The 25,722-nt window shown below is 41.1% G+C and carries 22 protein-coding genes; 9 read left to right on the top strand and 13 right to left on the bottom strand.

What is annotated here, in order from left to right:
• Positions 1–3 precede the first annotated feature (3 nt).
• From MTBBW1_RS16745 to MTBBW1_RS16720, 5 genes are all read right to left on the bottom strand, one after another.
• Positions 4–1,263: a hypothetical protein gene (locus MTBBW1_RS16745; protein ID WP_080805057.1), complete on the bottom strand. Its 1,260-nt coding sequence runs from the start codon at positions 1,261–1,263 to the stop codon at positions 4–6.
• A 383-nt stretch (positions 1,264–1,646) separates the two neighbouring features.
• Entirely contained in the window at positions 1,647–1,889 is a 243-nt protein-coding gene (locus MTBBW1_RS16740; RefSeq protein ID WP_080805055.1) for a glutaredoxin family protein, read from the bottom strand.
• 344 nt (positions 1,890–2,233) lie between these two features.
• The gene (locus MTBBW1_RS29640; RefSeq protein WP_245809438.1) at positions 2,234–5,740 is read right to left on the bottom strand and encodes an efflux RND transporter permease subunit; all 3,507 of its coding nucleotides are present in this window, start codon (positions 5,738–5,740) and stop codon (positions 2,234–2,236) included.
• A 2-nt stretch (positions 5,741–5,742) separates the two neighbouring features.
• Positions 5,743–6,969, bottom strand: a complete 1,227-nt coding sequence (locus MTBBW1_RS16725; RefSeq protein WP_186441403.1) for an efflux RND transporter periplasmic adaptor subunit — start codon at positions 6,967–6,969, stop codon at positions 5,743–5,745.
• A gap of 145 nt (positions 6,970–7,114) precedes the next feature.
• The gene (locus tag MTBBW1_RS16720) at positions 7,115–8,725 is read right to left on the bottom strand and encodes a TolC family protein (protein ID WP_186441401.1); all 1,611 of its coding nucleotides are present in this window, start codon (positions 8,723–8,725) and stop codon (positions 7,115–7,117) included.
• A gap of 572 nt (positions 8,726–9,297) precedes the next feature.
• Here MTBBW1_RS16720 and MTBBW1_RS16715 point away from each other — a divergent pair.
• The 4 genes from MTBBW1_RS16715 (at position 9,298) to prxU (ending at position 12,811) form a co-directional block, all read left to right on the top strand.
• Positions 9,298–10,626, top strand: coding sequence for an NAD(P)/FAD-dependent oxidoreductase (locus MTBBW1_RS16715; protein WP_080805048.1), 1,329 nt, complete (start codon positions 9,298–9,300; stop codon positions 10,624–10,626).
• Entirely contained in the window at positions 10,626–11,204 is a 579-nt protein-coding gene (rbr, locus tag MTBBW1_RS16710) for a rubrerythrin (RefSeq protein ID WP_080805046.1), read from the top strand. The genes MTBBW1_RS16715 and rbr overlap by 1 nt, the downstream gene beginning before the upstream one ends.
• A 141-nt stretch (positions 11,205–11,345) precedes the next feature.
• Complete coding sequence (locus MTBBW1_RS16705; protein ID WP_080805044.1) at positions 11,346–11,720, top strand: desulfoferrodoxin; 375 nt, start codon at positions 11,346–11,348, stop codon at positions 11,718–11,720.
• Between the two features lie 356 nt (positions 11,721–12,076).
• Positions 12,077–12,811 carry a thioredoxin-dependent peroxiredoxin gene (prxU, locus tag MTBBW1_RS16700; RefSeq protein ID WP_080805042.1) on the top strand — a complete coding sequence of 245 codons (735 nt, stop codon included), beginning with the start codon at positions 12,077–12,079 and terminating at the stop codon, positions 12,809–12,811.
• Positions 12,812–13,193: 382 nt separating this feature from the next.
• On the opposite strand, the gene MTBBW1_RS16695 is transcribed toward prxU, so the two are convergent.
• From MTBBW1_RS16695 to MTBBW1_RS16685, 3 genes are all read right to left on the bottom strand, one after another.
• A complete protein-coding gene (locus tag MTBBW1_RS16695; RefSeq protein ID WP_080805040.1) occupies positions 13,194–13,541 on the bottom strand; it encodes a DsrE family protein in 348 nt (115 codons plus the stop codon).
• Positions 13,542–13,595: 54 nt separating this feature from the next.
• Positions 13,596–14,078, bottom strand: coding sequence for a ferritin-like domain-containing protein (locus MTBBW1_RS16690; RefSeq protein WP_080805038.1), 483 nt, complete (start codon positions 14,076–14,078; stop codon positions 13,596–13,598).
• Positions 14,079–14,210: 132 nt separating this feature from the next.
• Positions 14,211–15,413, bottom strand: a complete 1,203-nt coding sequence (locus MTBBW1_RS16685) for an FprA family A-type flavoprotein (RefSeq protein ID WP_080805036.1) — start codon at positions 15,411–15,413, stop codon at positions 14,211–14,213.
• Between the two features lie 607 nt (positions 15,414–16,020).
• Between MTBBW1_RS16685 and MTBBW1_RS16680 the strand changes: the two genes are divergently transcribed.
• A complete protein-coding gene (locus MTBBW1_RS16680; protein ID WP_080805034.1) occupies positions 16,021–16,356 on the top strand; it encodes a hypothetical protein in 336 nt (111 codons plus the stop codon).
• Positions 16,357–17,026: 670 nt separating this feature from the next.
• Here the strand turns inward: MTBBW1_RS16680 and MTBBW1_RS16675 are convergent.
• The 5 genes from MTBBW1_RS16675 to MTBBW1_RS16655 form a co-directional block, all read right to left on the bottom strand.
• A complete protein-coding gene (locus MTBBW1_RS16675; RefSeq protein ID WP_080805032.1) occupies positions 17,027–18,040 on the bottom strand; it encodes a phosphotransferase enzyme family protein in 1,014 nt (337 codons plus the stop codon).
• Positions 18,041–18,043: 3 nt separating this feature from the next.
• The gene (locus MTBBW1_RS16670; RefSeq protein WP_080805030.1) at positions 18,044–18,475 is read right to left on the bottom strand and encodes a flavodoxin domain-containing protein; all 432 of its coding nucleotides are present in this window, start codon (positions 18,473–18,475) and stop codon (positions 18,044–18,046) included.
• 108 nt (positions 18,476–18,583) lie between these two features.
• Positions 18,584–19,753, bottom strand: a complete 1,170-nt coding sequence (locus MTBBW1_RS16665) for an alpha-hydroxy-acid oxidizing protein (RefSeq protein WP_080805028.1) — start codon at positions 19,751–19,753, stop codon at positions 18,584–18,586.
• Positions 19,754–19,973: 220 nt separating this feature from the next.
• Positions 19,974–20,822 (bottom strand): 2-oxoacid:ferredoxin oxidoreductase subunit beta, encoded by an 849-nt coding sequence (locus tag MTBBW1_RS16660; RefSeq protein ID WP_080805027.1) that lies wholly within the window; start codon positions 20,820–20,822, stop codon positions 19,974–19,976.
• A gap of 25 nt (positions 20,823–20,847) precedes the next feature.
• Positions 20,848–22,590, bottom strand: coding sequence for a 2-oxoacid:acceptor oxidoreductase subunit alpha (locus MTBBW1_RS16655; protein WP_080805025.1), 1,743 nt, complete (start codon positions 22,588–22,590; stop codon positions 20,848–20,850).
• Between the two features lie 727 nt (positions 22,591–23,317).
• On the opposite strand from MTBBW1_RS16655, the gene MTBBW1_RS16650 reads away from it, so the two are divergent.
• The 4 genes from MTBBW1_RS16650 to MTBBW1_RS16635 all read left to right on the top strand — a co-directional run bounded on the left by MTBBW1_RS16650 (position 23,318) and on the right by MTBBW1_RS16635 (position 25,675).
• A complete protein-coding gene (locus MTBBW1_RS16650) occupies positions 23,318–23,527 on the top strand; it encodes a hypothetical protein (protein WP_080805023.1) in 210 nt (69 codons plus the stop codon).
• A gap of 2 nt (positions 23,528–23,529) precedes the next feature.
• The gene (locus MTBBW1_RS16645; protein ID WP_080805021.1) at positions 23,530–23,802 is read left to right on the top strand and encodes a glutaredoxin family protein; all 273 of its coding nucleotides are present in this window, start codon (positions 23,530–23,532) and stop codon (positions 23,800–23,802) included.
• A gap of 2 nt (positions 23,803–23,804) precedes the next feature.
• Positions 23,805–24,134, top strand: coding sequence for a ferredoxin-thioredoxin reductase catalytic domain-containing protein (locus MTBBW1_RS16640; protein ID WP_080805019.1), 330 nt, complete (start codon positions 23,805–23,807; stop codon positions 24,132–24,134).
• Positions 24,135–24,430: 296 nt separating this feature from the next.
• On the top strand, positions 24,431–25,675 hold the full coding sequence (locus MTBBW1_RS16635) for a citrate/2-methylcitrate synthase (protein WP_186441399.1): 1,245 nt from the start codon (positions 24,431–24,433) through the stop codon (positions 25,673–25,675).
• Positions 25,676–25,722: the final 47 nt, after the last annotated feature.

The raw sequence follows: 25,722 nt of genomic DNA, 5'->3' as shown, positions 1-25,722 counted from the left end.
CCATCAAATATAGTGTAAAAATTCCATATCTTTGTCCTGACTGTTTTTAGTTCCAATCACAAGAACCTCAATCCTGTTGCCCTCAACATTTCTGAAATAGAGCCTTCCATTGTAGGCAAAAAGAACTTCAAAAGAAGCTGTCTTGTTTTTTTTGCCGGCAAACACCTTTCGCTTTACTGTTACACCTGATGGATCATCATTTAGCTGATGGATAACCTCTTCTGCTTTTATCTGCATATCTTCGGTCAACTCCATCATACCTGTGAGTGCCTTTTTATTCATATCAACATTTTTGTATAAATTTGTAAGACGCTTTTCAAGAACATCTATAGCCTTTCTTTTCCTTGTACCTGTTTTTCTTCGTTCAAGCCTCTCAAGCTGATCCTTAAGCTCCTCAATCTCCTGCTCTTTTTCTGCCTGGTTTGATCTGTTTTCATCCAGCTTCTTTTCAAGCCTTGCAATCTCTTCAAAAAGTTCCTCTTCTGCAATGCTTGCCTTTCTGCTCTCCTCCTGAAAATCAGATTTGGCTTCTTTAAGCTGCTCAGCAAGAAATGCCCTCTGTTTTTTCAACTCTTCAAGCTGTTCATTCTGTTGTCGCTCATCCTCCTTGAGCTTCTGAATCTCTCCGACCCTCTGGTTCTCATCTCTTTCTGCCCTTTTGATGCCTCGTTTATAAAAAAATTGAAACAGCAGAAATGAAACCATCAAATAAAGTAAAAGTATAATATTTGATAGCAGAGTGTTATGTCTTAGGGGGATAATAACTTCAACAGTGACATCAGGGGGGAAAATTCCTGATATGACATCCGGTTCTTTTAAATCAGGTGAAAAGTTAGTAGTGCCACCTGAAAGCGGACAGACATAAAGAATACTTCCATCTTTTCGATGAATGCGTATTGCAGGAAAAAGCCTTGCCTGGTTCAGGAACCAATCATGATCTATAAAACTTTTGAGCCTTACCTGAAGGATCCTTTCAAAAGAAAGAAGATCAACATCAGGATAAGCTTGCACATAATCTTCAGCAACATTACCTTGAGGCTTATCACCGTCAACCAGGGAATTGCTCTTCAATTCTTCCTGTACTGCTTGGTTACTGTCAGTCAGATCAGATGATTTATCATTCTTATTTCCAAGAAGCACCTGCTCGATTTTGTTCTGGTAAAAGATACTTAAACCCTTCTCCACCCCGACAAGGGTAGCAGTATATAACAAGGGTATGATAAATATACAGAATAGTACGGTTTTAAAAGGAAAATACTTCATTACAAGATGAGACCTCAACTCCAATTATTTACTGTAAGGGCATCCCTCATTTTCCACTTTACACTTTCCTGAACAGATCTCCGTTTATCGGGAATCTCCTCCAAAAAGGTGTAAAATACTTTCAGGATAAGATGAAGAGTGCCACTATCAGGCATATTTTTTTTGATTGTACCCTTTTTTGAATATCCGGCGTAAATTGTTGCTATAGTATTCAAGACAATTAAATTGATAATGGAAAAGTCTAACTATCTGTTATCTTGATTAATTTTTTTGAGCAAAAAATAAAATATTTTTCTGGAAAACTATATGAAACCTCACCCTGCCCCCTCTCACAGACTTGCGAGGGGGGAAGAATAGTTCAAAAAGGGTACTCTATATTTTTTTTAAGATGCCACCAAATTGTCTTGAAACCATTTAACAATATCATCTGACTCATAAAGTGCTTTTCCATCAATTAAAAGGCAGGGTACCTGTGGTTTTCCACCCTTATCGATCAACTCCTGACGATTTTCCTGTGACCAGTCACGATCCACCATTTTAATTTTAATATCATGCTTCAACATAAAATCAGTCACTTTTTTACAAAAAGGGCATGAGGGTGAATAATACAGTACAAGTTCAGGCATGCTTCAAATACTCCTTCAATTTTAATGTACTCTAAAAACTCAAAATCGACACCTATGATCTTGTAAGCCTTGTCAACACTGTCTGAATCAGGATTCCCAAGATTAACAAAGATAGGGCAGGATTATCTATCCTGAGCATCCTATCCATCCTGGTTATCTTGGTTCAGACAACTGCAATAACTTCTAAAAAAGCAATAAAATGTCGATTTTGAGTAAATAGGCATCTTGTTAATTTTATTGATATTTATTATAATTATCAAAATAAGAATGCCATAAATATCCCAATAAACATTAAGATCAATATAGTGTTCCGTCAATCTCTTCCATCAACAGTTATTCAAACTTTATGAAAATTTTCTTCTATAAACAGCAAAATATGTCACAGGAATTACCAGCAATGTAAAAAGAGTGGATGCAAACAACCCAAAAATCAGTGCCCAGGCAAGGCCTGAAAACACAGGATCAAGGGTTATGGGAAATGCTCCAATGGCAGTTGTCAGAGCTGTCAGAAGGATTGGTCTCATCCTTATTGCTCCGCTCTGCAAGATAGCCTCCTTAAAGGGGAGGCCGCCATTCATGGCATCCTGTATAAACTCAATCAGTACAAGGGAGTTTCTTATTACAATACCACCCAGCGCAATCATGCCGATCATGCTTGTTGCAGTTAAAAAGACAGGGTTCTCAAAGCCTCCAACAGGCACTGTCCCAAAAGTGTTGAGAAGAAGAAAACCCGGTAAAATACCAAGAAGTGTCAACGGAATTGCCATCATAATAAGGCCAGGCATAAGAAAAGAGCCAGACTGGATAATAAGCAGAATATATATACCGACAAGGGCAGCAGCAAAGGCAATTCCCATATCCCTGAAAACACGCAGTGTGATCTTCCATTCACCTTCACCATCCCAGTCAACCCTTACTCCATGGGGCATGGGATCGTTTTTAAGTCGGGACTGCATATCAAGAACTGCTTCGGCAGGAGCCCTGCCTGCTGTGTCTGCAAGCACATAGACCACTCTTTCAAGATTTTTATGGTAGATGGTCTGTTCGCTGCTGACAATCTTTACAGTAACAAGCTCTGCCAGAGATATCATTCTTCCTTTGGCTGACTTTACAGGAACGGCCTTAAGATCAGAAATACCAGACTTCAGTTCCCTTGGAAGAGTCACCCTTATTTTTAGGGGCTGACGCTCCCTTGGAAGATGCATGAATGCCGGAACAACACCATTCAATGCTGCACCAATTGTAGCTGTAATTGTTTTGGTGTCAATTCCGTGAAGGGCAGCTTTTTCCCGATCAATAACAAACTCCACCTGATCATGAACTTTTTCTGTCATGGCATCAATATCCACAACAAAGGGTTCATCTTTCATAACTTTCAGAAGGTGTTCTGAAGATGCCACAAGTTTTTCGTGTGGCAAATCCATGCTTCCATAAATCTCACCCACAATTGTTGAAAGTACAGGTGGCCCTGGAGGCACCTCAACAAGGCTGATTTTTGCGCCATTTGATTCTGCAATGGCTTCAAGATCTCCCCTCAGACGCAGTAAAATACCATGACTTTGCTGATCTCGCGCATCTTTGGGCAGAAGGTTTACCCTGATGTCAGCATAGTTGCTTCCCTTTCTCAAATAGTAGTGCCTCACCATGCCATTGAAATCCATGGGAGATGATTCTCCTGTAAAAGAGATAATGGAAGTAACCTCCGGCACACTCCTTAGATAATCCTCAAACACCTGAACCACAGAATCAGTATGCTCAAGTGTTGTGCCTTCATCCATATCAATTACAATCTGAAACTCATTTTTGTTATCAAAGGGCAGAAGTTTAAGAGGAACCTTTCTGAAAACAGCAAGTGAACAGGAGACTCCAAGAAGAATAACTATCATAAAAAAAAGCATAAATCTCTTGAAACCCGAGTTTAAAAAAGGCTCTACTATACTCCTGTAAATCCTGAACAGCAAAGTTTTTTCAAGGGCTGAAGATTGTGAACTGCTCTCTGGAACTTTTACCTCTGCTGCAACTTCTGCCGAAGTGCCTGATGAAATAGCTGTTGAAGTACCCGCTAAAGCACCTGCCGAAGTGCCTGATGAAGCACCTGTTGAAGTACCTGTTGAAGTAGCCGTTGAAGCACCTGTTGAAGCACCTGCTGAAGCTCCTGTTGAAGTGCCCGCTGAAGTAACTGATGAAGTAGCCGTTGAAGCACCTGATGAAATATTTGTTGATTCTTTTAGCTCTGATACCTTGCCAGAAGAGGATTTCAGCAATATGTAAGAGAGCCACGGAACAATTGTCAAAGCACACAGAGTAGAAAAGGTGACTGTCAAAGGAACATTTGCTGCCATTGGAGCCATATAAGGCCCCATCATTCCGGTTATGAAAAAAAGAGGAATAAAACAGGCAATAATGGCAAGGGTTGACATTATAACCGGGGGCAATACCTCATTGACCGCACGAAGAGTTGCCCTGAAAGGATTGAGAATGCCTTTTTGGATATGGCGCTGGATATTTTCCACATTGGTAATGGGATCATCAACCACAAGGCCAAGCGAGAGAATAAGTGCAAAAAGCGTCACTCTGTTTATGGTGTAGCCAAAAAGGTAGTTTACAAAAAGAGCCAGTGAAAAACTTATGGGAACCGCAAAGGCAACAATCAAAGCCTCTCGCCAGCCAAGGGTAAACGCCAGAAGGACAACCACGGAGGCAACAGCAAAAAGAAGTGAGCCTAATAGATCATTGACCTTTTCATGGGCAGTCTCCCCATAATTTCTTGTAATCTCAAAATAAACACCATCCGGAAGAAGCTTTGGAGCAAGTTCGTGAAAGGCAAGGATAACATCATCTGCAACAGTTACGGCATTGGTACCCCTTTTTTTGGATACTGCAAGGGTAACTGCACTATATTTGGCATTGCTCCCCATATTATTATTGCCTTTTACCCCGCCGGCATAACTGTCTGAAAAGAGAATTCTTGAGTAACTCCTGGCCTCTTCAGGGGTATCCTTTATAAGAGCAACATCCCTCAGATAAACAGGCCTTCCCATTGTGACCCCAACCACAAGGGATTCAATCTCTTCAACACTTCCCAGAAATGAACTTACCATAACAGGGTATTCATGATTGCTTCTGGAAAATGCTCCGGCTGTCAGGGAAGCATCGGCACCATACAGAACCCCCTGAACGTCCATAAATGAGACAGACATTGCCTGCATCTTCTCAGGAACCAGCTCCACTCTTATCTCCCGTGAACGCCCCCCATGTACGGTTGTCCTTGAGATATTCTCAACCTTTCCAATCCTTGCAATAACCTCTTCACCTATACGTCGCAACTCATCACTGCCATGGCTTTCAGAGTAGAGAGCAATATTTACAATGGAGACATCATCAATTTCCACAGGCTTTATGACCCATCCCTTTACAATTGATGTTACCTTGTCCATATTCATGGAGATACGGTTATGCAGTTTTACTAAGGAGTCCTCTCTGTTTTCACCCACAAAAAAACGTACTGTTACAAGAGCCATATCTTTTTTTGACATGGAATATACATATTCAACGCCATCAATCTGCCAAAGAAACTGCTCAAGGGGGGTTGCGACAAGCTGCTCCACCTCTTCGGCACTTGCCCCGGGAACACTTACATATATATCTGCAAGGGGCACAACTATCTGTGGCTCCTCTTCCTTTGGTGTCACAACAAGTGATGCAGCACCAAGGCACAAAGAGATAATCATGAGCATTATTGAGAGTTTTCCGTCAAGAAATTTTTCAACAAATGCTGTTATTATTCCCTGCTTTTCGGATTCTTCACCACCATGGTTGCAACCACTGTTTTCAAACCCTTTCTCTTCCATGATCAATTAAGCCCTCCCACACCCACAGTCTCATCCCCTGCAAGTCCGGAAAGCACCTCCACCATGTCACCTGAGTGTTTTCCTGTCTTGATGTACCGGAGTTGCCATGAATCCTTCAATTTAACCATGACAAGCTCAAGCTGGCCAGTATGGATAACTGCCTTCATGGGTAAAAGGACAACTTCCCTGTCGCCATCCGGAATCAGAAGTTTTCCATACATGCCGGGATAAAGCCCATCCATAACAGGAAGAAGTGCCTTTACAAGAAATGATCGGGTTTCCGGATCTGCATATGGAATTATCTCTTCAATCTCGGCATCACAAGTCAGTCCAAGGGTTGTTATCTCCGCTTTCAGAATCATGCCCGGACGTACTTTATGAATCAAACCTTCACGAACATGTGCCTCCATTCTGAAACCGCTTTCAGTGCGAAGGGCAACAAGGGGTTTGCCTGGCATGGCAAGATCACCGGGCTCGACCATGCAGCGTATAACCTCTCCTGTTACGGGGGAGATAACTCTGGAAAAATCAGCTCCTACCTTTACTTCAGCCACAAACTCCCTGGCCTGTCTTATACCAGAATCTGCAGCAGCAAGGGCCTCCTGTGAGCGCTTAAGTGCTGCCTTTGCCTGGATAAAACTTGACTCCGCACCTTCAAGTTCCTGCTTTGTAGCAGCATTTGAGCTATAATAACCACGGATTCTCTCATATTGAAGCTTTGCCTCATTAAAAGCTGCTTCCGCTGCTGTAACCCCCTGAATGGCCTGCTGCCTGTTGGCAATGGCACTGTTAAGGGATGCCCTTGCACCATCAAGACGGGATGCTGCCTGACGGTCATCAAGGGAAACAAGCAGGTCTCCTTTTTCCACCCTGTCTCCAGCCTGGACATGAACAGCTTTTACCTGTGCCCGAACCTCAGACTCAATGCTGGTTTCACTTTTGGGTTTTACAGTACCAACCGCTTTATAAGTCTGCACAACGGTTTCAAGGGAAGCCATAACAGTCTCGGAAGGGACATAATCATTTGCCGGCTGTGCCATAGCAGATGTCACAAAAACCAGCATAAAACAGGCATAAAAGAACCCAAGTTTCATCACGGGACCCACTTCGCCTAAGTTAACCCGAAACAGAAAAGTGGTTGAATCCCAGTTTCCACTGTTTATTAAAACCGGAAACCCCATAAAAAAAAGTTCCTTGCCTGGCACTATTTTCTCTTTTATACTTTGCATAATGACCATCTCTCCTGAATTTTGACATCTTTCATATATCTACCAAAGTAGTTTACGATTTGCTTAAGTCAAACCCTTGAAATCTGAGTGTGTTTCTCTTGAAAGTTAAAAACGGAAAATGAATCATTCCAGAATTCTGACAGCATCATTTTTCCCATATCTGTGACAGAATGCCCATGGAGACCGCAATGTCGCTCAAGGCAATCTTTTCATCATAAAATGCCGCTGTCCTGTTCATCCTACTCTTGCTTCTTGCAAGCTCCGCCTCAAGATAACGGGTCACAGACTCGGACCCACCCTCATAACGCTGTTTTACAAGAATAAGAGATTCATCAGCCATCTCAACGCTTCTTCCAGCAACATCAAGGCGGTTTTTTGCATCCTCGTGGTTTAAATATGCACGTTTAACATCCTGATAAATATTGAGCTCTGTCTTTTTAACATTTTTAATGGCAGCCTCAATACCATGGCCGGCCATGAGAAGATCCGATTCCGTTGATTGGCCTGTGTAGAAATCCCAATTCATTATCATTGCAGCAGTATAGTTGTTATCACTTCCATTGAACTTTAAATCATCGCTGTCAAGATACCAGCGGGCATTGAGATCCACACGGGGCAGGTAGCCTGCCCATGCTTTTTTAAGATCAAGCCTTGCCCTCTGAAGCATCTCCCTTGCAGTTATCATTTCAGGGCGCTTTTCCATGGCAACAACAACAGCTTCCTGGTATGATCCCGGAAAAACAATGGGACATTCACAGGATTTTGCAAGGTAAATATCACTGTCAGGTTTTCTTCCCATTATAACGTTAAGGGCGGTTAAGGTAGTTGCGTGGATATTGCGGCTGTGGACAAGATCCTTTCCTGCTTCTGCAAGCCTTACTTCAAGTGAAAGAAGGTCAGATTTAAGAACACCTCCTCCTTTGAATCTGACAGTCATGATTCTGAGCTGTTCTTTAATGGTCTCAACTGACTGTCTTGCAATCTCAATATATTCATTTGCCTTTAATACAGAAAAAAATAGATGAATCACAGAAGATACTATCCTGTTCTCCATCTGTTTGGTCATTGCTCTTTTTTCCCTGATATCAGATTCCGCCACTCTTACAGCTACAGAGTCAACACCTCCGTTATAGATATTCAAATGCAACTGAACGCCGGTCTCAATATTGTTAAATGTGCCTGGATCGTTAAACACAACATCGTTGGGAAGATCACGCTGATCAATGGATTTAAAAAGATAGGCAGAAGGTGCGTCCCCAGTTGAAAACTCTGTAAACAGTGACATATGGGGGCGGAAAAGAGAATCAGTTCTCTCAAGTGCCTCGGAAGCAATATTGAGTCTATCCCTTGCAATTCCAATATCTGGATTCTGAACAAGAGCAATTTTAATGGCGTCTTCTACGGTGAGGGTCTCTCCATCTGACAATGAAAGAGAAGAGGATTTAGATGCAGTTTCATCATCAGGTGCAAGCTTATCATTGGCGGCATAAAGGTTTGAAGAAGACAAAAAAATAAAAAGTATAAATATCAAAAAGAAAAACTCCACAAAACTGCTATTTATAAAAAGAGAAGTATTTTTTAGCTTAAGCTGCGGCAGCTTTAAAGCGACAGAATCTCTCACTATTTCAACATTTCCAGAATTTTCCTGCTTACCATAAAGAGCACATGGAGGATCTTCATGCAAAGTCTTTATCATGCTCTTCAAAAATTCTGAAACATGGTGCAACTCTTTTGGAACATTTTGTAAAAAGATCATTATATTATCTCCTTGATATATCTTGTGTCCGCCCTTGACGCACGATTTTCTATCCATAAATTTAAAACAACAAATGAAAGGGACAGTATTTTCAATATAAACCGTCATGACAGTAGAGACAAGACATGCCTTGTCTCTACTGCCGCCCCTGATTATGAAAAATGATAGGTAATAGGGTTTAATTAACTTACCCAAACTCCCCCTCTACATTCATGGAGAGGGGGGTGAGATAAACGGGTAAGTTATTTAATACAAATTCATAGGGGGTATTTGCACGGTAAACGGTCATGGCTGCCATCCAGCCTCCCCCGAATATGAAAATTTGTATCTATTTCCACGGTAAAAAAGTGCCATATAGCTTTGACCATATTCTTGAAATATGATTTAAACATAGCATAGAGCTAAATGTCAATTGCCTGTATATAAAAGAGTACCCCTTTTTTAATACATATCTGTATCACACCATTAATCAAAAGTGTTTCAGAATAATGAAACAGCATGTCGCGGAAAAAACCGACATGATGAGGTCAAAAAAACAATTAATCTGAAAATCAAGAGAGCAAAAACCTGACATGAAACAGTACCTTATCATTGGAAATGGAACAGCAGGAACAACTGCTTCGGAAAATATTAGAAAAATTGATCAAAATTGCAAAATAACGCTGATCACAAGTGAAAATTTTCCAATATACAGCCGTATAAGACTCCCTGAATATCTTTGTGGAAAAGTTGAAAAAGAACGCCTTATAATAAAATCAAAGGAGTGGCATACACGCAACAATATTGAACTTATTACAGACACGACCATAAAACAAATTGATTTTACAAATAAAAAGGCTTTGGCATCAAACGGAAAATTTTTTAATTATGACAAAGTATTAATATCAACAGGCAGCACACCTTTTATCCCGCCTGTGAAAGGAGGAGAAACAGAGGGTATATTGACCCTCAGAAATATTGAAGATGCAGATAAAATAGTGCAGATTTGTCAAGAACCATTAAATATTGTAGTTATTGGTGGAGGGCTTCTTGGCATTGAGACTGCCTCTTCACTTGGGCTCTCAGGACATAAGGTTACTGTGGTGGAGTTCTTTGAAAGACTTCTTCCACGCCAACTTGATAAAGAGGGAGCTTGCCGACTCCAGAGACTTCTTGAGAAAAACGGTTTGACATTTATGCTCGGAGAGGTGACTGAAGAGATCAAAGAGAAATATCCCAAAAACTCAAAAGCATCAGAAAACAGGGAGTATGACCATTCTGCGCCACCAAAGCTTGTAAAACTTAAATCCGGCCATATATTACAGGCTGATCTTGTTATATTCTCATCAGGTGTAAGAGCGGATATCACCCTTGCAAAAGGGCCTGACACAAATAAGCACGACGCAAAAGAGTCAGAAAAAAATGAATACAGCACAAAAAAATCAGACATAGATATATGCAGCACAAAAGAATCTGAAATAAATGGATATAACTCCAAAAAGTCCGGAGACAATCAATATGCTGTTAAAACAGATAAAGGCATTGTGGTAAATGAACGGATGGAGACATCACTGCCTTCTGTTTATGCTGCCGGAGATGTGGCAGAGTTTATGGGAGTCAACTTTTCCATCTGGCCGGAAGCCACAGAACAGGGAAGGGTTGCTGGCATCAACATGGCCGGAGGAAGTGCTGTTTACAAAAACATCCCTCCGTCCAATGTCCTGAAAGTTGCTGGCATATCTCTTGCATCCGCAGGAGAGATAGATGTTGACGGAAAAATGGAGTGCAATATAACTTCAACTGATACCGTCTATAAAAAAATCGTCAAGGATCACAATGGGAAAATCATCGGCTGCATAATGGTTGGTGATACCACAGATTTTAATAAAATTGTAAAAACGATCAAAGGAGAATCACAGTAATGCCTGAATTAAAGGGAAGCAAAACCGAAAAAAACATACTGATGGCCTTTGCAGGTGAGTCCCAGGCCAGAAACAGATACACCTATTTTGCAAGCGTGGCAAAAAAAGAAGGTTATGTTCAGATGGCAGATATCTTTGAAGAGACTGCCAACCAGGAGAAAGAACATGCCAAAAGGCTGTTCAAGTTCCTGACAACTGGTGAAGAGATTGAGATAACAGCCGCCTTTCCTGCTGGAAACATAGGGACAACTGTGGATAATCTTGCAGCATCTGCCGCAGGAGAACACCATGAACATACCAGCATGTATCCGGAATTTGCAACAACAGCAAAAGAAGAGGGATTCAACGACATTGCAGCAGTATTCATGGCAATTGCCGTGGCTGAAAAACAGCATGAAAAAAGATTCCTTGACCTGAAAGCCAATATAGAGAATGATAGAGTTTTCAAACGTAGCCAAGGTGTTACATGGCGATGCAGAAACTGCGGCTATACACATGAAGGTGATTCTGCACCAGTGGAGTGTCCTGCATGCGCACATCCCCAGGCACACTTCGAGTTACTTGGTGAAAACTATTAATTAATTATTCGGCATCCTTCATCTACCGAAGTTTTCACACTCTTTATTAAAATTCCCATATGTCAGGAATATCCATAAGGAAAGTGACCACTTACCTTTCGGTGATACAAAGGTTGCCATAAATTCTAAGGAGATTTTCAGATGGCGGAAAAACTGGCAATTTACAAATGTGAAAAATGTGGAAACATCGCAGAGGTTCTTCATGCAGCAAAACCCCCAATGAGCTGCTGCAACCAGCCCATGACACTGCTTACTGAAAACACAGTGGATGCAGCACTTGAAAAACATGTTCCGGTAATTGAAAAAATTGAAGGTGGCTATCTTGTCAAAGTGGGCAGCGTTGCCCATCCAATGGAAGAAAAGCACCTAATCGAATGGATTGAGCTTAATGCAGAAGGCATGGTTTACAGAAAATTCCTAAAACCAGGAGATAAGCCTGAAGCCACATTTATCACAGATGCACAGAATGTCACTGCCCGTGAATTCTGCAATCTGCATGGATTCTGGAAAGCATAGGAAAGGGATTTAAGTACTCAAATTCGACATCTATGAGCTTCTGAGCCTTGTCAATATCTGAATCAGGATACCCGAGATTAACAGGATAAGACAGGATTAGCTATCCTGAACATCCTTTTCATCCTGGGTATCCTGATTCAGACAAATGCAATGAGTGCTGACAAAGCAATAAGGTGTCGATTGTAAGTTAAGCAACATACATGATGGATAACCGTCACAAATGAATGATGCCAGAAAGGCTTTTTTTTGAAACCCTTGGATCTGTTGATGTGCCATTGATAGAGAAAAGGGTTTATTTATATCAACAAATGTGAGCCATTACCCAAAAACAAACTCTTATAATCAAGGAGGCATGCATGTCTGAAGAACTGAGTGCAGGATGCCAGCGACCATCAAGCGGGCCTGCAGAACCTGAACCTTCAATAACAGATTCATCAATGGAAGAGCAAAACAAAACCCCTGAAATCAAAAAGGAGAGAAACATTATACAGGTTGGAAAAAAAGCCCCTGACTTTACTGCCGCAGGATTTCATAAAAATGCCTTTGTAAATATAAAACTATCCGAAAAACTTGGGAAATGGGTGGTTCTATGCTTTTATCCAGGTGATTTTACCTTTGTATGAGCCACTGAAATTTCAGCAGTTGCTGAAAAATACCCCGAGTTCCAGAAGCTGGGCGTTGAAGTTCTCTCAATGAGTATTGACAGCATGTTTGTCCATAAAATGTGGAACGATCATGAGCTTTCTAAAATGGTGAAAGGTGGGGTACCATTTCCCATGCTATCCGATGCAGGCGGGAAAATCGGTACTCTATACGGAGTTTATGATCCTGACGCAGGTGTGGAAAACAGGGGCAGATTTCTCATTGATCCGGACGGCATTATCCAGGGTTTTGAGGTTCTGACTCCACCTGTTGGCAGAAATGTAAGTGAGACCTTAAGACAAATCCAGGCTTACCAGCTTGTACGTGAATCTAAAGGCACCCAGGCCACACCATCCGGATGGAAGCCAGGCAAAAAGGTGTTAAAGCCAGGAATTGATCTTGTTGGAAATGTCTGGAAAGACTGGACAACAGATATGGCTTTTGACTAAATAAATAAAGAAGACCGCCCTGGTCACCCTTTATTTAACGTGAAAATGACTATCATTTTTATATTTGGGGGTGATTGATACACAATCATGCCCGTTTAATCCCAAAATCAATTTACAATTTCCGGCATCTTTCATATCAACTAAGGAATTGATTTTTAATAACTTCTCCATTCATCTTGCCCCCCAGCCACATTTTACAGACTTGCGAGGGGGAGTTTGGGTAAGTTAATTAAACCCAATTACTAAAAAGTAGTTTACACTTTTCGGAATATTTTGAACCATGATTAAAGGATTTAAGGATTAACAAGATTAAAAATCAGGATAATCCTTTAATCATGAAAATCATGGTTCAAAAAAAGTAACCCGACAAATGAAACATGCTCTAAAATGTAATAATATTGTACCCATTATTCTGATATGCTGCCATACCAGCATGACCTGACATATCAGCAAGAAGTTCCAGATTCTGGGCAACAGCATCATTGAGCGTGCCAAGTTTCTGGGCACATGCCTTGCAGACTCCTGCCACAAGATCAGCTTCAATGGTCTTTTTCCACAATGCATTCAAAGGATTACCGGATAAAACAAGCTCCGGAATAAGTTTAACTGAAGCACCCTCCAGAATAACTTTAACCTCATCTCCCTTAGAGTTCATATCAAGTGCATTTAGAAGCACATGAATAAAACACATTGAATCTCCGTTAAATACAAAAAGTGCGTTTTTTGACATCAAATTATTCCTTATTTACCGTGGGAATGGATTCAAATTTCCATCTGACACTCCTTAAATACCTATCTCGGTTGCTTTCTGGGAAAGAATACGAATGTGATCCAGCTCTTCTTTTATAATTTTGTCAACCCTGTTCTTGCCAAGCTCATCCGAAACAAGCTCGCACATTCCAAGATAAAAAATAACAGAGTCCTGTTCAGCTCTGATTGCTGAGTGAAGAATATTTTCCATGGTATCCCCTGGAGGATCCTTTTTAAAGAATATTTTTGAATCAGCAAGAGACTTAAGATACCTAACAGCTTCTCCATCCGGATCAAACATTGACTCATCCTTATCCTTTACAATGGCCTTGAACTGCTCATGCATCTTTGCAAAGGTTTTTTCATGTTTCTCTTCCATATGTGCAAGGGTTGTCAGAAACTCTTTTTCAGATTCACCCTGAACCTTTTCAGCCGCTTCTTTATAGAATTTTGCGCCATTCACCTCAATCTGTTTTGCCATTTCAAATATTTCATCTGCACTAAAATTATAGCTCATTTCCACTCCAAATTTTATGGCATCCTTTATTGATAAATTTTACCATGAAACCACCCTTCATTTTTCTTATCGCAGGGTATTTTAAGTTATTAATGTTTATTCTATCAATAAAAGAGGCTCGTTTACGTATATCTATTTATTTTCAATTCTTTCCACAATTTTAAGCCCGATCTTTTTTCCAAGCTCAAAACATTGGTCAAGATCTTCCTTCTTAGGCACGTACTGAACTTTAAATCCCTGATCCACAATTTCCATCTTCATGGCATCAAACTCCTGATTAAGAATCTTTACAGCTTCCCCGCTCCACCCATAGGAGCCAAAAGCTGCTGCCATGCGATTCTTTGGCTTTAAGCCTTTTATATAGGTCATGACATCGGCCACAACTGGAAAAATGCCATTATTCAGGGTCGGAGAGCCAACAATAAGAGCAGTTGCATCCATAACCTCGGTCATTATATCACTTCTGTGGCACTTGCGGGTATTCATCAGACGTACCTTTACATCCACAGACTCAATACCTTTTGCTATCTCCCTTGCCATCTTTGCTGTGCTGCTCCACATTGTATCAAAAAGAACAACGGCTTTCTTATCACACTCCTGGCGACTCCAGCGATCATATGCTGCAATAATCTTTCCAGGATCATCGCGCCATATCACACCGTGGTCAGGGCAGATCATCCTGATGTCAAGGCCGGACTCCTTTACGCTTTCAAGCAGATCCTGAACCCTTGACGAATAGTTAAGTAAAATATTGGCATAATACTTTGCAGCATGATCCATAACTGCATCACCTATCTCATCATCAAAGGCACAATCCCCTGCATAGTGCTGACCAAAGGCATCACTTGAAAAAAGTATGCCTTCATCCTTTATATAAGTGAACATACTGTCCGGCCAGTGAAGCATTTTTGTCTCAATAAAAGTAAGGGTGCGTTTGCCAATTGAAAGCTCCTCACCATTGTCAACCGCCTTTAAATTAAGGCTTCCGGTAAAGTGGCTTCTCAGATTTTTAAGCCCCATTTTAGAGCATAAGACAGTTTTGTCTTGCCCGATCCTTTGCATTACACCAGGAAGCGCACCTGAGTGATCCATCTCGGTGTGATTGCTTATCACAAGATCAATTTTTGCAGGATCAATGATCTTGCTTATATTATCCAGAAGTTCATCGGTAAACTCCTTTTTTACTGTATCTACAAGTACGTTCTTTTCATCCAGAATCAAAAATGCATTGTATGATGTGCCTTCATATGTGGAGTATCCATGAAAATCACGAATATCCCAGTCACGACACCCAACAGAGTAGATGCCGTCGGCAATCTGAACAGGTTTAAACATGAGACTTTTTCTCCTTTTCAATTTAAAAAAATCAACTGCCATGAAAATTTAACGGGCAGATTATCTATTTTCGCCTGCTTTGTAAACCATAAGACTTTTTTTGTTAATAAATTTATGTCAGGAGCGGGAGAGAGCCCCATCATAATATATCCTTAAATGTTTATGCGAGTTTCCTGCCAGCCATGGCACATTTCTTGATAACATAAATCAATATAAATCAAATTGATTGCCCCATACATCAACTTTGTTTCAACACAAACAATCTTTAATGAAGCACACACACTTTTTAATAAAACCTCATGATCACGAGACATCACAACAATTAATTAAAGTCTTTTTATATGAAAGTCCCCGCCGTTTCAGGACTTTCATCTCTTCGATTGTGGCGGTAATGCCGCCATGTATGTTATAAGAAAGTCCCCGTCTTTTAAGGTTTTAAGGACTTTCATGCTTCGTTGTGGCAAATATGTATGCCATGGCCGTTATATATAAACATTTTACGGAGACTTTATAATAAAAAAAACACACATTTTTTAATGAAACACGGACAAACCTTGTTGCAACATATCAACTTGATAACATCAATTCAAACCCAAGGAGACTATTAATGAAAATCAACATTGACAAAAATCTTGTGGAATTTACTCCTGAAACAGCAGATGAAAAGGTAAAACTTGAGGCCCTTTGGAAAACTATTGTTGACTGCACAAGATTTAACAAGAAACTTGTGCCAGTTGGTCAATATGTTCCTTCTCAGGATGAACTTGCAAGATTTGCAATTGAGGGAGAAGATGCTTTAAATCCTTCAAAAGATGCCTTCCCAGAAGCCTATGCCAATGAAGATTGCAGATGCTACTGCCAGACATGCAACAAATATGTTGAACTGAAAAAAGGTGACAGAATTCCACCATGCTGCGGAAAGCTCATGGAAGTTCTGGATTAAATGATTAGATTGCCCTACATCCAAAGATAGAAAAATATATCTTTTTCGGGCATATTTCATTTGCCAGTTTACACTTTTCCTAACAGAAGCCCGTTTTTAGAGGCTCCTGTTCCGGAAAGTGTAAAGTACTTTCTGTATGATATGAAGGATGCTCTTTTTCGGCATCTTTCATTTATCGGTTTACACTTTTTTTGAACCATGATTTTCTTGATTACAGGATTACCTTGATTATAATCATGTTAATCCTGTAATCCTTTTAATCATGGTTCAAAATTTTCAGAAAAATGTAAACTACTTTTGAGTCGATATGAAAGATGCCTCTTTTCCCACAGTCAACAGCCAATTTATGAAAATACAATGGCATGCTTCATTTCCCAGTTTACACTTTCCGGAGAGAAAATTCTGGGTAGCGGGAATCTCTCACAAAAAAGTGTAAAGTATCTTTGGAGTCATATGAAGGATGCCAATACAATTATGAAAAACACAAAGGGCAGACAATTTTGTCTGCCCTTTTCACTGCTTTGATCAGAAGAGATTTACAGGTAATTAAAAACATTAAGTTTTATATCGATTTTCCATAGCCCATTGATTATATTACAAACCATATTTTTAAGAGTTCAATAAAATCAAATACTTATCTAAAATTGACATAATGACTATTTTAAACTGCTTAAGAATATAATTGCTTAAGATCAGATGCGTTATCCATAAGCAGGTAGAGATAATCCATTTCAAGATCAATCATCTCCCTGTCATTTTTACGAAGCCACTCCGAAAGCCATGCAAACCTCATGGCAATCATAAACTCCACAAGATAATACCAACTTTCACATGAAAAAATATCTGCACTCTTTAAGCCTGTAATCAAAGCCTCAACAAGATCATGGTCAAGGGAACGGGGATCTTCAATACCAAGACAACCAAGAAGATTGGCAAGATCATATATTTCAGGCTTATACCCCATAAACTCCCAGTCAATAACTGCATTGATGCCATTTTCCGACCATATGATATTCAGTGGATGGAAATCGCCATGACATAATGCAACCGGAAGTGTGTCATGGATCTGCATGAATTCCCTGCCAAGAAACTCAAGTACAGGTTCAATCCTGCAGATCAAACCTGGTTCACGACGTGTTATGGTTTCTGAAAGATCATTGATATATGCAACTATGGAAAAGAGGGAGTTTTCATTAAAACAGGTATTACCTGATTTTATTATGTGAGGGCCCATCATTGGCAAATGATCTTCTTTTTTAGTATTAAATGGAAAAGATCTTCTTCGCAGTGCAATAAGAAAGTCAGACATCTCCCTGCCACGCCAATGGTCAAACACATATTGCGGTCTGTTAAGAGAAATGCCTGAAATATAGGAAGATAACTGCCAGAAAGCGCCTTGTTTACAAACAACATATGGCGACAAAGGATCGTTTTGGGAAGGGATATAGGAGAGAGCCTGGGCAAGGCCGCCTTTATTCAATGAATCCAGAATAATGGCAATCTGCCTGCGACGGGCAACAGCACCGGAAGCTATTCTTTCAAGGATAAAAAGCCTGTGGTCTTTATCTTCAACCACAAAACGCTCTTCACACCTCTCCGGACTTCCGGCAATGTTGATATCATCCCTTACAGCATAAAGATCAATCTTCCATGCTTGCAGAACTATGGAAATAAGCTGTGACACTGATTAAAGAAGTTTTGCAACAGATTTACCGTAATCCTGAGCCATGACAATACCACCTTCAAGCCAGCTTGCCTTCAGCATCAAGGGTGAACCTGTCATCTTCATCTTGTATATATTGGCCATTGTGTCAAAAATTCTCTGGGGCGCTTCTCCGCTCCAGCCAAATGCACCAAAGGAACCACCAACACGGTTTTCAAGATCAGCGCGCTCTGCAAGGAAAAGAAGTTGCTTCATGGAAGATATCATCTCTCCATGATAGGTTGAAGATCCAAAAACATAACCATCATATCCCTTAAGAGCCTCTTCATTTTTAATATCGTTGACGTTTTTGATAGTGGCCCCATGCCCTGATATTCTTATACCTTCTGCAATAAGTTCAGCTATTTTTTTTGTCTCACCTGTTCTTGATGCATATACGATTAAAATTTCACCCATTATTACCTCCTGAAAAAAGCGTTAATACCCAATCTCAAAATACCCATTCACATACCAAAATCACATACCAAATCACAAATATCTAATATTCTCAAAATCGACACCTAATTAACACAGAATTCTTTGATCAATATCCTTAACACTGCTCTGTCCGGTCATGAACATAGCTTTTTTGAAGACTTTCCTGATATGCTCCATATGAATTTTTACGCCAAGAGCGCCTGCTCCAACAGAAGCACGTATGATATCTCTTCCAAGAAGAACCACATCAGCTCCAAGGGCTATCATCTTGATCACATCATACCCTGTACGGACACCTCCGTCTGCGGTGATAAATACCTTACCCTTAAGACTTGATGCAATCTCGGGCAACACTTCTGCAACACCTGGAGTTGCATCAAGAACCCTGCCACCATGATTGGATACAGAGACAACCTTTGCTCCGGCTTCGGCACAGGCCTCGGCATCTTCTATGCACATTATACCCTTGGTTATAAAGGGAAGAGATGTAAATTCTATCAACTCTTTTAAATCTTTTACACTTTTTCTGAATACAGGCTGGCCGTGCCGTGCCATTATAGTAGAGCCGCATCCATCAAGATCAAGCCCAACTGCAGGGCAACCGGCCTCTTCAGCCATATTAATCAGTTTTTTAAGCACATCCTGTGCACGTGGCTTAAAAATCGGAATACCTCTGCCATTTTCATTTTTAAGGTTCTCCTCCCTGAGTACCTCAAGGGCAGGGTTGTTTTCCGGTGTATAAAACCAGGTGTCACCTCTCCAGCCAATGGTGCCTGCCTCCCTGCAACCTCTTACAACTGCACGACAAAAATCCTTTTCCGGCATTGCACTGTTGTACTTTTCAATTCCTGCTGTTGATGATCCCATAACAGGGAAATCAAGTTTCATGCCAAGAAAGTCAATTGATGTGTCAGGCTCGACATGTTCCCCCACCACACGCATCTTCAATTTCAGATTGAGAAGAGCCTGGGCATTATTACGAAATGATGCCCCCTGCCCTGCTCCTCCAAATCCTATTGGCTTGCCATATGCCTCTTTCTGGCAGACCTTGTCAAAGTTGCCGTCACAGGAAGGATAGGCAGCACAAAGTCCCTTTAGACGTTTTCTTGCAATATCACGAATTGCTTCAGGAGTTGAAGGTATGCCCTCTTCCATGTTTAAAACCAGTTTTTCATCAGCAAGGCATGTGGTGCAGTTTCCTGGATGCTCCTTTTGATCAAACTCTGTATGACAATTAACGCAATACCATTTTACCATATTTTAACACTCCTTTTTTCCGCTCAGGAATAGGCTTAAAAAATAGCTGCCATGGCAGATACCTGCCTCAACGAAGTATGAAAGTCATAAAAAAACAGGCTGTTGCAGAGACTTTCTAATAAACCCCCATGTTTGCTGATGCATCACAACTAAACATGAAAGTCGTTATATATCAGCATGCTATGGAGACTTTCTAACAAAAACTTGCCATTCTCATCATTTAAAAAAATGCAGCAGTGACCTTTTTCCCATCAAATGTATGGGCAATCAAAGGTTTTTCTTTCAAAACAGGCACCCGCTGATGAAATGGAACAGACTCTTTTTCATAGATTATACCTGTGGGAATTTTATCCCCCCACTCCATGGCACGCTGAAAGGCCGCTGATATATCTGAAGGATCATGTGACTCACCATCAAGATCATAAACCCTTTCCTTGTACCACTGATGGGTATTTATCTTGTTAAAAGAGACACATGGCTGCAAGATATCAATCAGAGCAAATCCTTTGTAGGCCATGCCCTTTTTTATAAGATCAACCAGTTGATCAGTCGAGCCTGAAAAACTCCTTGCAACAAATCCGGCACCTGCTGCAATGGCTGTTGCAAGGGGATTGAAAGGAGTAGAAGTTACCCCATCCTTCTGAGTCTTTGTCACCATTCCAAGAGCTGATGTGGGAGAGGCCTGACCCTTTGTAAGGCCATAAACCTGATTATTATGAACCATAAGCAAAATATCAATATTTCTTCTGACAGCGGCAAGAAAATGGTTACCGCCCTCTCCATAACAGTCTCCGTCTCCGGAATTAACCACAATATTTAAATCATGATTGGCACATTTAGCGCCTGTGGCAACAGGCAAAGCTCTTCCGTGAAGAGAGTGGAACATGTTCCCCTTCATGAAATGGGGGGTTTTGCCTGCCTGGCCTATGCCTGACACAAAAAGCATTTTCTCAGGCGGAATGTTCAATTGGGCAAAGGCCTGTTTCATGGCAGACTGGATCAAAAAATTACCGCAGCCTGGACACCACTTATTCTCAAAATCGTTATCATAATCCCTGGGTTCAACCATACAACGCTCCTATATCTTTTAAAAATCATCCGACAATCCCGGAAGCCTTCTCCACAATATATTCCGGATAAAGGGGTCTGCCATCATCTTTCAGAATTGCCTCATGGTACATAATTCCGGTCTCCTGGGCAATGAGTCTGCCCATCTGGCAGTTACTGTTCTGCTCAACCATGACAAGTTTTTTGCCGGCAAGAGAGGATTTAAGCTGCTCCGGGTCCATTGGCCAGATATCGTTAAACATTATACAACCTACATCCGCGCCTTTTTCCCTCAAAAGTTCACAAGCCTCAATAATTATCCCCCTTGATGAGCCCCAGCCTGTCAGCATGAAATGGCTTTCAGGATGCAGAATATCAGGCATCTCCATCTCCTTAACCATAAATGATAGCTTTGCATCCTTTTTACTGTTCATGCGGATTTTGTTGGCAGCATCCTCGCTTATGCCTCCCTTTTCGTCATGCTCGTTTCCGGTGACCCTTACAATGGCTTTTCCCATGCATGGCACAGCCCTTGGAGATATGCCATCCGGAGTCAACTCAAAACGTTTATAGGTTTCAGGATCCTCGAAATCATCGTCTGTTACGGTAAAAGATTCAAAAACCTTTTCAATCTCCTCTTCAATATCGGATTCCTTGCTCTCTTCCGGCTCCACAGTAAAAATATTCTCCTGGGTTACCTGGGAAGTTGCAAGGAACTGATCCAGAAGTATTATGGCAGGAACCTGATATTTATATGCAAGATTAAAGGCCTTTTTAACTGTACGGAATGTTTCGGCAGGGGTTCCGGGAGCAAACACAAATCTTGGAAAAGCGTCCTGTGAAGCATTTATAACAAAAAGCAGATCAGGCTGGGCTGTACGGGTGGGAAGCCCTGTTGCAGGCCCGGGACGCTGAGCATTAACAACAACAAGTGGTGTCTCAGTCATGGCCGCTAGCCCAAGCCCCTCAGTCATAAGGCAAAAGCCACCGCCGGATGTGGATGTCATGGCACGAACTCCTGCAAAGGATGCTCCAATTGCCATGTTGACGGCTGCAATTTCGTCTTCTGCCTGCTCCACCACCACCGGAAGCTTTCCCGCATATGGAATGACACTTGAAATAACACCTGTTGCAGGACTCATGGGATAAAAAGGAAAAAATCGGCAATCCGAAGCCAGTGCTCCAAGACCTGCTGCTTTTGCTCCGCTTATGACAACGGTTGAGGTCTCTTCGGGACTCCAGTCAAACTGTTTGTGATATCTATGCTCTCCTGCTGCATCATAGCCCTTCTGGGCAGCATTAACATTAAGGTTGATGATTTTCTCTCCCTTGGCTTTGAACTTCTTTGCCATCAGATCCTTCAACATCTCAACAGGTGTGCCAAGAAGGGAAAGCACTGCCCCTGCAGCAACGGTATTGGCAGTAATAAGGCCGCCTGCCTCCTTTGCAAGACCCTTAAGAGGTATGCTCAAAACATTGTCTTTAAAACCTGTCTCTGTGTCGGAGTTGAGAATCACCATGCTCTCTGACGGAAGTGTATCACGGTTAAGCTCCATGGTTCTTTTGTCAATTGCAACAAGAATATCAGGCAGATGCCCAGGAGCCATAACAGGCTCATTGCTTATTCTCAGAAGACTGAAGCTGTGACCACCACGGATTCTTGATTCAAAATCATCCACGGAAAAGATATAAAGCCCGGCGCAATGGCACACCTCTGCAAGCAGGGTACCAATTGTCTGAATGCCTTGCCCGGCCTCCCCTCCAATTTTTATTGTAATATCAGTTTTCATTCATCTCCCCTAAATAATTCAGGTTACAGGTTTAAAAAAATTTCAAGGTTGGGGGGTGACCAAGTACGGCCATCTTCTTTTAACAGGGACAATCAAAAATTGGGCGAAAAGAGGCTCACCCCCTGATTTTAAGGATATATGGTGAATAAGAGTATAAAAACGCAAATGAACCCTATTTGCAAGTAAAATCTGGGGCATGCTTCATTTCCCAGTTTACACTTTCCGGAAAAAAAATTCTGAGTGGCGGAAATCTTTCACAAAAAAATGTAAAGTAATTTTGCGGTCATGTGAAGGAAGCAAAATCTGGCATGAAAGTACTTTTGGAGTCATCTGAAGGATGCCAAATCTGGCACGAATATTGATTCAGGAAATTAATAATTTTTTAATTATAGGTTTTAAAACCCTTAAAATTGAGTTATCTTCTTAAGATTCAAAAGAGGGCATGCTTCATTTTTCAGTTTACACTTTCCGAAGAAAAAACACTGAATGGAAGTAATCCTTCATAAAAAAGTGTAAAGTACTTTTGGTGTCATATGAAGGATGCCCAAAAGAGAGTCAAAACTTGAAATATCAATGTATTACTTAACTTTTAGGTTGATCGTCCCGTAAAAAGTTCAATACTCCAGATCAGATGTTAATAATTTTAGCATGTTACAGCATAAAATAATCTGGAAACGGACTTTTTGCATGCTCATCAAAATTTTCTCTGCAAAAAAAGGAGTCAGACATGTCAAGACAATACAAATTAAAAACATCCTGTCCCCAGTGCGGATGCAGTGCCGTATCCCACCTTACAAAAGATGAAATCAAAAAAAGATATGGCGATATTCCCAATGTAGAGATGGAGTGCAGCGAATGTATCCTTAAATATGAAACCCCTATGAAAGATGCCTGCCCTGAGTGGGATAATGAGTGTAAAATGGAGGATGAAAAGTAAAAATGCCAGATACAGAAACCAATAACAGATGTCCTGCACAACTATATGCCCTTAGTACATGCAGCCACTGCAAGGCAGCAAAAAAATTTCTCAGCGAGTGCCATGTTGATTTTACATGCGTTGAGGTTGACTGCCTTACAGGTGATGAAAGAAAAAACACAATTGCCGATATTAAAAAGATCAATCCCAGATGCTCCTTTCCCACCATTGTTATCAACAATAAAGTGATTGTGGGTTTTCAGGAAAATGAGATAAGGGAGGCACTGGGGATATAGATATGGATGTTAAGACACTCTATGAAAACCTTAAAAAAATCCAGGAGCCAAAAGGCTATTTTTTTAACAAGGACAAGGATCTTGTATTTGAACTTCTGGACTCTCTCATAAAAAACAAGGAGAGATATGGCTACATGGCCTGTCCATGCCGCCTTGCTTCAGGAGATCGTGAATGGGACAAAGATATAACATGTCCATGTGAGTATCGTGAGGAAGATGCAAAGGAGTTTGGTGCATGCTTCTGCGGACTTTATGTTTCAAAGGATCTCCATGAAGGCAGGGTTGAAGCCAGATATATACCGGAAAGAAGACCTGTGGAAAAAATCATGTAATAACACTTCTCCGAATGACCACCGCATTAAGGAATCGGTCTTTAATAACTTGTCCATTTACCTCACCCCACATCCCCTCGCACAGAGTTGCGAGGGGTAAATCTGGAAAGTTATTTCATACTCATTCCTAAGTGCTTCTTCAAGTTTAAACTATCGGGTGACTTTTAAGACTCTTCAAAGGTTCAAGGCATTTTCTACCCGACAATCAAACCTTGAAAGAACAATAAGTTGGTTACGGCTGAAAAAATTTCATAACCGGACTTTTTAAAGTATCCTCAATTTTAGGAGTCACATATATGAATGAATGTACCCCCATACTGGATACCGGCCTCAGGGGAGCCGCTGTTGCCAGTACGCGTATAAGTGATGTCAATGGTCAACTTGGAAAACTTCTCTACCGAGGTTATCTTGTTGCTGATCTTGCTGAAAAAACAAGCTATGAAGAGATTGTGTTTCTTCTTCTTAATGAAAAACTTCCCATCAAAGATGAAGTTGAAGCTATCAGTAAATCACTGCAAAACAAACGAAAGCTGCCTGCAGAAATATTCTCCTTCCTTAAACAGATCCCAAAGGATACCGAGCCTATGGATGTGCTGCAATCATCAGTACCTCTGCTTTACAACCTTATGGAAAGAGAAACCCATAAAGAGAGCACAAGTGCAGGCAAAACATCCTCTGATAATGCATCCAGCGCAATTAAAGACCCAGCTTCTGGCCTCAATGCAGCAAAGGAGAGTGCTCTGAATCTCATTGCTGCCCTATGTGTAATCACATGTGCATGGGACAGAATCCGAAACGGCAAAGAACCTGTAATGCCCCGTGATGACCTAAGCCATGCCGGCAACTTTCTATACATGCTAAAAGGAGAGATGCCCGACAAAGAAATGATACATTTTTTTGACACAGCGCTTGTACTTCACGCAGAACACTCCCTTAATGCATCCACATTTACAGCAAGGCAGGTTGCCTCCACAAAAGCCCATATGTATGCAGCAATATCAGCGGCCATAGGGTCACTTTCTGGAGCACTTCATGGAGGCGCCAATGTAAGGGTTATGGAGATGCTTAAAAAAATTGAGACTGTGGATAAAATAGACTCATATATTGAAGATACCCTGAATGCCGGCGGCCTTATAATGGGACTTGGCCATGCAGTTTATCAGGTTGATGATCCAAGGGCACTTATACTTGCTCCCATGTCAAAACGTGTGGGAGAGATAATTGAAGATACAACATGGTACGATCTTTCAACTGAAGTTGAAAAACGCGCCAAAAAAGCATTTAAAGCCCGAAAAAATCTGGATATTTTTGTAAATGTTGATTTTTACAGCGCATCTCTTTTCTATGCAATGGGTATCCCCACTGATCTTTTCTCCCCTGTATTTGCCGTATCCAGGGTGTGCGGATGGGCAGCGCATGTAATAGAGGAGCAGTTTGCCCAGGCTGCTGCAAAACCTGCGCTCTACAGACCAGGTGCTGCCTATGTAGGAGAGTACTGCGGCCCTAATGAGTGTTCCTTTGTTGATATTGATGAGAGATAAAAAAAACAGGTGATTTCCAAATAACGTACATGCTCAAAGCCGACACC

Source organism: Desulfamplus magnetovallimortis (genome assembly GCF_900170035.1).
GTDB classification, from domain to species: domain Bacteria; phylum Desulfobacterota; class Desulfobacteria; order Desulfobacterales; family Desulfobacteraceae; genus Desulfamplus; species Desulfamplus magnetovallimortis.
Note: the sequence above shows the minus strand (reverse complement) of the source record. Positions and strands in the feature narration are given on the sequence as shown.

Coding starts and splice junctions, on each gene's coding strand:
- MTBBW1_RS16745 (WP_080805057.1), bottom strand. CDS start 1,263: ATGAAGTATTTTCCTTTTAAAACCGTACTATTCTGTATATTTATCATA.
- MTBBW1_RS16740 (WP_080805055.1), bottom strand. CDS start 1,889: ATGCCTGAACTTGTACTGTATTATTCACCCTCATGCCCTTTTTGTAAA.
- MTBBW1_RS29640 (WP_245809438.1), bottom strand. CDS start 5,740: ATGGAAGAGAAAGGGTTTGAAAACAGTGGTTGCAACCATGGTGGTGAA.
- MTBBW1_RS16725 (WP_186441403.1), bottom strand. CDS start 6,969: ATGCAAAGTATAAAAGAGAAAATAGTGCCAGGCAAGGAACTTTTTTTT.
- MTBBW1_RS16720 (WP_186441401.1), bottom strand. CDS start 8,725: ATGATCTTTTTACAAAATGTTCCAAAAGAGTTGCACCATGTTTCAGAA.
- MTBBW1_RS16715 (WP_080805048.1), top strand. CDS start 9,298: ATGAAACAGTACCTTATCATTGGAAATGGAACAGCAGGAACAACTGCT.
- rbr (WP_080805046.1), top strand. CDS start 10,626: ATGCCTGAATTAAAGGGAAGCAAAACCGAAAAAAACATACTGATGGCC.
- MTBBW1_RS16705 (WP_080805044.1), top strand. CDS start 11,346: ATGGCGGAAAAACTGGCAATTTACAAATGTGAAAAATGTGGAAACATC.
- MTBBW1_RS16695 (WP_080805040.1), bottom strand. CDS start 13,541: ATGTCAAAAAACGCACTTTTTGTATTTAACGGAGATTCAATGTGTTTT.
- MTBBW1_RS16690 (WP_080805038.1), bottom strand. CDS start 14,078: ATGAGCTATAATTTTAGTGCAGATGAAATATTTGAAATGGCAAAACAG.
- MTBBW1_RS16685 (WP_080805036.1), bottom strand. CDS start 15,413: ATGTTTAAACCTGTTCAGATTGCCGACGGCATCTACTCTGTTGGGTGT.
- MTBBW1_RS16680 (WP_080805034.1), top strand. CDS start 16,021: ATGAAAATCAACATTGACAAAAATCTTGTGGAATTTACTCCTGAAACA.
- MTBBW1_RS16670 (WP_080805030.1), bottom strand. CDS start 18,475: ATGGGTGAAATTTTAATCGTATATGCATCAAGAACAGGTGAGACAAAA.
- MTBBW1_RS16665 (WP_080805028.1), bottom strand. CDS start 19,753: ATGGTAAAATGGTATTGCGTTAATTGTCATACAGAGTTTGATCAAAAG.
- MTBBW1_RS16660 (WP_080805027.1), bottom strand. CDS start 20,822: ATGGTTGAACCCAGGGATTATGATAACGATTTTGAGAATAAGTGGTGT.
- MTBBW1_RS16655 (WP_080805025.1), bottom strand. CDS start 22,590: ATGAAAACTGATATTACAATAAAAATTGGAGGGGAGGCCGGGCAAGGC.
- MTBBW1_RS16650 (WP_080805023.1), top strand. CDS start 23,318: ATGTCAAGACAATACAAATTAAAAACATCCTGTCCCCAGTGCGGATGC.
- MTBBW1_RS16645 (WP_080805021.1), top strand. CDS start 23,530: ATGCCAGATACAGAAACCAATAACAGATGTCCTGCACAACTATATGCC.
- MTBBW1_RS16640 (WP_080805019.1), top strand. CDS start 23,805: ATGGATGTTAAGACACTCTATGAAAACCTTAAAAAAATCCAGGAGCCA.
- MTBBW1_RS16635 (WP_186441399.1), top strand. CDS start 24,431: ATGAATGAATGTACCCCCATACTGGATACCGGCCTCAGGGGAGCCGCT.